Source organism: Methylobacterium sp. E-041, from assembly GCF_022829665.1.
In the GTDB taxonomy this organism is placed as follows: domain Bacteria; phylum Pseudomonadota; class Alphaproteobacteria; order Rhizobiales; family Beijerinckiaceae; genus Methylobacterium.
On the sequence record NZ_JAKSYQ010000168.1, the window covers coordinates 1 to 6,647 of the forward strand.

The window sequence follows — 6,647 nt, forward strand, 5'->3', positions numbered from 1 at the left end:
CCCGCACTGCTCACAGCGGAATGACAGGCGGGCGGCAGATATGGGCATCTGCCAGTGGTGCGCCTACGTGCCGTCGTTGCACGATGCGGAGCCCGCCGAGGCGGCCTGAAAACCAAAAAAGTAACACGCCAAAGCACGCAACGATTTTGCAGTGCAGCACGTTCGGCTGGTATGCCAAGCGTGACGCCCTACGAAATCACCATCCTCGCCGCTGGCATTCAGCGGACCTTGTTCGCACAAACCGAGCGGGAGGCGGCATTGATGGGCGAGTCGGTCCTTCGTCGTTTTGAGGGCAAGCTGGGTCTGATCGGCTTCTGGATTGATGCTCCCGATAAGGCTGCCCTCAAGCGCCTTGGCGCCTACCTGAGCAGCGTACTCACCGAAATGATGGGGACGGGCGAAGTGGTGGCGTAGGCGGCCTACACGGCAGAGGGCGTGCTGGCCAAGCCCTCTGCGGCCGTCAGTTTCGCTTTATCGAGAGCTTCTCTCGGTTGATCTGTCACGCCTACGGGATCGAGCGCCACCAGGGCTTCAAGCGCGAGCTCCATTCGCGCTGGCATCGCGTCATTCATGACAAGCGGAAACGCTTCTACCAGCGCACGACGAACACCCACCTTGAATGGTGTTTGATGACCTGAGCTAGAAAAATTGGTCCAAAGGGGCCCAATCACAGTCATAGCTCCCCAAGCCAGCTGTATACCAAGCATTGCGCAGTTTAAGCAAATCTAATAACCTCTCTCAACCCCACTACGGCGCATAGATTTTCTACTTCGTCTACGATCTCAAATCGCTGACCATCTATCAATTTGCCTTCGCGAAGCCTTTCTGCGAGTAGATATCGCGCTGATGCGCGAGCTTCTTCTTTCGCCGCTTCAACGTTGGGAAGATCTGACCCGTCTGGATCTTCGACGAGATCGTCGCCATCACGCAGGTGAAGGTAGAAACGGGGCATCGAAGACCTCGATCTCTATGCGTCTACTTTCAAGCGTCGTCAGCGAGCGGGTCAACATCATCGGTTTGCTCAACCGGGTCACCTCGCACCGGCGTCAGCTCGACCGGTGGGAACAGCTCAGCCAATCCCTGAGCTACGCCGTAGAGGACAGGATCGGAGTCTGGGCCAGACAGGGGTACGCAGTGATCCCGATGTCTCATTTTGCGCTCTGCTACTGGTCTGGAACGAGGCCGGCGCAGGCCCCGTCAATTTTAAGTTGAGATGGCTAATTTGATCAAAAGATGGTTTATACGTAATTGGTTCCACGCCAACCGCATTAAAAAAATCAGCATAAAACAGCCCCTGAGAATTGCTGCGGCGCACACCTGCAAGCGCGGCATTGGCCCGGCTGTCATTGACTCACCAGACCTTTCACTATCTGGGCACTCTGGTGTCGCCGGTGCCGACCTCGCCCGGATCATGGATCAGTCAGGGCACCGAGACCCGCGGACCGTCGTTGGCTACATCCGGCGGGCGAACGCATTCAAGGAGCACTCGGAGAGCGGGTTTTTGTGAGCACGATCGGCAGCACGATCTATCAACTTGTCGAGCGCGACGCTTAAGACCAATCGTTCCGCCGACGATCAATAACAGCCATGATCGCGTTTAATGTACTGCCTAGTCGTATAGATGTTGCGCTAGGGTAAGATATATTACCTAGTGATACAGCTTCAAAAACTAGCTCCTCTTTGAAAACGTTATCAATGAGGATAGTTTCTATTTTTTGATATACAGGGTCAATGAATGCAACACCAAAGCCTTTCTCGTTCCGATGCGCTAAGCGGCATGTTCTAGGTACACGGCTAGTACCTATGGCCAAATCGAACTGATCCGGAACAATAGTATGCCGACTTGCGCTCACAAAGGCTCCCAAGGAGGAGATATCTGTGATATTGCAACGGATCGGGTTGCTGTCTAAAGGAATGAAAATTCGTGCAGATAGGTTGCATGATTGTCTTTCCACACGTCTGCGGCCAGGCATTTTATGCTCCCTTTGAGATATTTATTCTTTCTATATTTCACGGTACTATATGTGGGTTAAATTCTCCTAAATACAGGATATGCTCGATGAATTACGAAAGTAATATATGTTATAAACATATGATGTATTTATATAGCTTAAAAATCCAATTTTTACAATAATACACTCAATGTAGATCTCTACTGTTCCAGCAAGCACAGGACGCTCGATGCTCACATTCACCTCGATCATGATCCGCAGCATCTCCGCTGCAGCGATCGTGGACGGTCGTGCTGTCTGGCGGATGGGGGCGGTGCGATCTCATCTCGAACGGTCTGTACGGGGCGATCTGAGGTTCCTTGGACGTACCGCAGCGCGGTGCAGGTCGCGCGGGCGGATAAGCGCTACGTCGCAAAGGGGCTGGACCGGAGCCGGCTTGACGCGACCGGGCGGATGGTCGGCGCAGACGATGCGCACTAGGCGCGTCTCCGCGTTCCAGGCCGGCACAACGCTACTGCGGCAAAGCGGGCCTAGTCAGGTGTCCGGTATGAGGTGCCTTCTCCGGTGCCAGTGAGGCGTGCCTTGATCCAAGCCTGCGCCTCTTCGAGATCGGCAAAGATCGGCGCTCGATAATCATCGACGCGGCCAAAGCCTGCCTCTAGGAACCACTTGCCCCAGTTCTCGCCGTGCTGCTCGGACAGCTGTACCAGCACGGCCGCGAGGAACCCGTCGACGAAGACGAGTTGGCTCTCCTGGTCGTCGCTCCCCGTGGCGACCTGCACCGGTTGAAGTCGAAAATTCATGCTGCAGCGCGCGCCCCCAGATGTAGATAGTTCGGCTTGAACTCGGCCAATGTCCTGAGGCGTGGAAGGTCGAGGATCGTCATTCGACGCTGCCGGAGTTTGATCAGTCTCTCCCCGCGGAGTTCCTGCAGCGTGCGGTTGAGATGCACGATCGACATGCCGGTGGTGTCGGCAAGGCCGGCCTGTGTAACTGGCATGTCGTAGCTGTCGCCGTCGGCAAGGCTCACTGCCTGCATCCGGACCTGAAGCTCGCAGAACAGATGTGCGACCCGCTCCAGGGCTGAGCGGCAGCCGACGTTCACCAGCCACTCGCGCAGCGTCGCCTCGTCGACCAGCGTGCTCATCCGGAGCGCACGGGCGAGCTGGGGATGATGCTCCATCACTTCGGCGATCACCTGCGGCGGGATGCAGACCACCTTGCTAGCCGACAGCGTGGTAATCGCGTGGTCCATCGTGTCCAGCAAAGCCACATCGAGGTCGCAGAGGTCGCCGGGCACCAGGTAGGCCATGATCTGGCGGGTCCCGTTCGTTCGCACCTTGTGGCGGCAGGCCATCCCCTCCAGGACCAGGAAAACGCCCTTCGGCGCTTCACCCTCGCGGACGAGATCGGTCTGCGACGGGACGATGCGGGACGGGGCGCTGATCCGCTCCAGCAGGGCTTTGTCCGCGTCCGACAGGGACACGAAGCCCTCCAGCTTGCGTACGAGCGGGTTGCCCCTGCCTTCTGCAGCCTGGGCTGGCGGAGATGGTGGGGACGCTTCGGTGCTGGTGGATGCAGATCCGAAGAGGGCCAGTTCGTCCAGCAGCGCCACCACATCCGAGGGCAATGCCGGCTTGGTGAGCCAAGGCACACCGTGGAAGCCTGCCGCGCGGGGCTCAGTGGACTGGAAACCTGAGTGGACCACGATGGGAATGTCCCGTTGGCGCAGCGCGTGACCCAGGGGGATGCAGAAGCCGTCCCTGAGCTTGACGTCCAAGACTGCGAGCGCGGGGCTCTCCTGTTCCAGGGCAGCCAGAGCCTCAACGGTGGTCCCGAACGGCCCTAGGACGCGGTAGCCCGCCTGCTCCAGGGCATCGCTCATATCCGCGCCGATCATGGCATCGGCCTCGGCGAGGAGCACGAGGAGATGTCGGTCAGTGATGTTCACATTTGCTCCAGGAGGAAGAACCACCTGTCGCCCGAAGGGCGCAAGCTTGACGCCTAAGTTAGAAACATAAAGCGGGTTGCAGGTAAACGATCAAAACCGCTCGGTACGCTATCGTTCATTGCGAATGTACGGTACCGCGCATAACTTAAAACGGCGCAATAGCAGTCAACGGCATTGTAAATACGAAGTTCCTACACCATGCTTTGACCATCGCCTGCACGAGGTTCCGAGCGCAGACGGCTGGGAGACGGTGCGCTCTTGCTCCGAGACGGAGACAAGACCCCATGGCTCAGGTCCAACAATCTGCCGTGCACAATCGCCTGCTGAAGGCCATGACGGTCGAGGACTTCGCTCGGCTCCAGCCGCATCTGGAGCCTGTCGATTTGCAGGCGGGGCAGACCCTGACCAAGCCCAACGCCCGAACCGAGCACTTCCACTTCATGGAGACGGGCGTCGCCTCGATCACAGCTGAGGGCGCAAATGGCCGGGTGGAGGTCGGGATCATCGGCCGGGAGGGCCTGGTGGGCGCGACCCCCGTTCTCCTGGGCTCGGACCGGGCCCCATATGACCACTTCATTCAGGTACCGGGTGCCGGCCTGCGCATCGACGCCGCGGTCGTGAGCACGGCGGTGGATGAGAGCCCTGACCTGCGCAAACTGATGCTGCGCTACATCCTGACGGAGATGATCCAGACGCGGCAGACAGCCTTCGTCAACGGGAGCCAGGAGATCGAGGCACGCCTCGCTCGTTGGCTGCTGATGTGTCACGACCGCGTGGAGGGCGACGAGCTTCTGCTCAAGCATGAGTTCCTGTCGATGATGCTGGGGGTCCGGCGGGCCGGTGTGAGCCTGGCCATGCAGCAGCTCGAAGGCACCGGCTGCATCCGGGCCAGGCGCGGTCGCATCACCGTGTTGAACCGCAAGCTCCTAGAGGACATGGCGGATGGCGGTTACGGCACACCGGAGGCCGAGTATGCCCGTCTGATCGAAGGGGCGTGAGATGCCCCGTTACTACCTCAACCTTCGCTACGGTCAGAGGCTCGACAAGCTTGCGGTGGACCCGGAAGGGGACGAACTCGCCGATGACGAAGCGGCACGCCAGCTTGCGTTGCAGGCCGCGCGCGACCTGGTTGCTGGTTCACGCTCATTTGCCGTACGCGATTGGTTCGTCTGCTCGTTCGAGATTGAGGACGAGAAGGCCCGGCACGTCATGACGGTGCCGTTCAGCGACATCGTTCCTGAGGAAGACGGCGAGGACTAGGCCGGCTGTTCGTTCCCACAATCGGCGAGTTCACCGCCTACAATCGCACGAGGTACCAACCTTTGATGGGGATCTCGCTGCGAGGTCGTTCTACAGCGTGTCATGAGCAATGACCGCCCCCTCAAAGGCGATACCGATCTGATCGAGCGATCGAAGAGGCTCATCGCCGAGTCCGTAGCGATGCGCCGACAGATGCGAGAGATGCAGGATGCCGCCGACAAGGCGATGGCAACGAGACAGGCATCTCTCGCCAGATCTGCATATGAGCACCAGACCCACCCGTCTTTGCGAATTGGCTGAGCGCTGCCTCAGCCACACCTCAGCCAGCGAGGCGATCGGGGGATGATGCGATCGGTTCCACATTCGTTCGAGAGGCGCGAAAAACCCGCGCGGAGGTGCCGGCGGACTCTATCTGGAAGGAACCAGGAGCGCTGAAGGTCCTCAGGCTGTCTCGGCAGCCTTCTTCCGCCCGCGGGTCTTAGAAGCTGCCTCAGGCGCTTCTGAGATCTCGGAAGTCGCCTTCGTGCGCTTCTGGCCGAGGCCAAGCGAATGCGCCAGGGCCGAGCGCTGCGCCGAGTAGTTGGCGGTCGTCATCGGGTAATCGGCCGGCAGGCCGTATTTCGCCCGGTAGCTCTCGGGGGTAAGGCCCCGGATCGTCAGGTGCCTGCGCAGCGTCTTGTAAGATTTACCGTCCTCGAAGCTGATCAACGCATCCGGTGTGACCGACTTGCGGACCTGTGCCGGCGTCGGCTTCTCAACTTCAGGCGATACAGCTGGCACCTGACTGCCGAGGCCAGTGAGGGAAGCATGAACGCTAACGATCAAGTTCGGCAGCTCGCCAATTTGAACGTGGTTATTCGCGATATAAGCCGAGACGATATCCGCGGTCATTGCCGTAAATTTGAACTCAACATATGCTGCCACTTCATCCGACATGAATTATCCTGCTTCAATAGATCGCTTTGACGCAGCTTAATCGGAATATAGTCGGACAACAAGTGAAGATGGAGTGCTCGGATCATTGACACAAGCCAACATCTGCAGGGCAGCATTTTGTTAAGGATAGTGGGTTAGGAGTTTTTAACGTTTGTGGGAATTGAGCGATGCGGGTTCTACTGATCGAGGATGATGCGTCGGTAGCGCAGAGCATCGAGCTGATGCTCAAGACGGCCGGGTTCAATCCCTTCGTCACCGATCTCGGTGAGGAGGGAGTCGATCTCGGCAAGCTCTACGATTACGACATCATCCTGCTCGACCTGAACCTGCCTGACATGTCGGGATATGAGGTGCTTCGCAGCCTTCGCCTCGCCAAGGTCAAGACCCCGATCCTGATCCTGTCGGGCATGGCCAGCATCGAGGACAAGGTGAAGGGCCTTGGCTTTGGCGCCGACGACTACCTTACCAAGCCGTTCCACAAGGACGAGCTCGTGACCCGCATCCAGGCGATTGTTCGGCGCTCACAGGGGCATGCCGAAGCCGTGGTT

Annotated in this window: 8 protein-coding genes; 4 read left to right on the forward strand and 4 right to left on the reverse strand. The window is 58.7% G+C overall.

The window, feature by feature from the left end; all coding sequences use genetic code 11:
- Positions 1 to 180 precede the first annotated feature (180 nt).
- The gene (locus MKK70_RS15215) at positions 181 to 414 is read left to right on the forward strand and encodes a hypothetical protein (RefSeq protein ID WP_243948723.1); all 234 of its coding nucleotides are present in this window, start codon (positions 181 to 183) and stop codon (positions 412 to 414) included.
- A gap of 301 nt (positions 415 to 715) precedes the next feature.
- Here the strand turns inward: MKK70_RS15215 and MKK70_RS15220 are convergent, their stop codons facing one another.
- From MKK70_RS15220 to MKK70_RS15230, 3 genes are all read right to left on the reverse strand, one after another.
- A complete protein-coding gene (locus MKK70_RS15220; RefSeq protein WP_243948724.1) occupies positions 716 to 952 on the reverse strand; it encodes a DUF6894 family protein in 237 nt (78 codons plus the stop codon).
- 1,530 nt (positions 953 to 2,482) lie between these two features.
- Positions 2,483 to 2,734: a hypothetical protein gene (locus MKK70_RS15225; protein WP_243948725.1), complete on the reverse strand. Its 252-nt coding sequence runs from the start codon at positions 2,732 to 2,734 to the stop codon at positions 2,483 to 2,485.
- A gap of 17 nt (positions 2,735 to 2,751) precedes the next feature.
- On the reverse strand, positions 2,752 to 3,903 hold the full coding sequence (locus MKK70_RS15230; RefSeq protein WP_243948726.1) for a helix-turn-helix domain-containing protein: 1,152 nt from the start codon (positions 3,901 to 3,903) through the stop codon (positions 2,752 to 2,754).
- A gap of 284 nt (positions 3,904 to 4,187) precedes the next feature.
- On the opposite strand from MKK70_RS15230, the gene MKK70_RS15235 reads away from it, so the two are divergent.
- Both MKK70_RS15235 and MKK70_RS15240 read left to right on the forward strand, forming a co-directional pair.
- Positions 4,188 to 4,901: a Crp/Fnr family transcriptional regulator gene (locus MKK70_RS15235; protein WP_243948727.1), complete on the forward strand. Its 714-nt coding sequence runs from the start codon at positions 4,188 to 4,190 to the stop codon at positions 4,899 to 4,901.
- A 1-nt stretch (position 4,902) separates the two neighbouring features.
- A complete protein-coding gene (locus MKK70_RS15240) occupies positions 4,903 to 5,163 on the forward strand; it encodes a DUF6894 family protein (RefSeq protein ID WP_243948729.1) in 261 nt (86 codons plus the stop codon).
- Between the two features lie 441 nt (positions 5,164 to 5,604).
- Here the strand turns inward: MKK70_RS15240 and MKK70_RS15245 are convergent, their stop codons facing one another.
- Complete coding sequence (locus MKK70_RS15245) at positions 5,605 to 6,099, reverse strand: MucR family transcriptional regulator (RefSeq protein ID WP_243948731.1); 495 nt, start codon at positions 6,097 to 6,099, stop codon at positions 5,605 to 5,607.
- Positions 6,100 to 6,266: 167 nt separating this feature from the next.
- Here MKK70_RS15245 and MKK70_RS15250 point away from each other — a divergent pair.
- The coding region (locus tag MKK70_RS15250) for a response regulator (protein WP_243948733.1) at positions 6,267 to 6,647 on the forward strand (381 nt) is incomplete at its 3' end.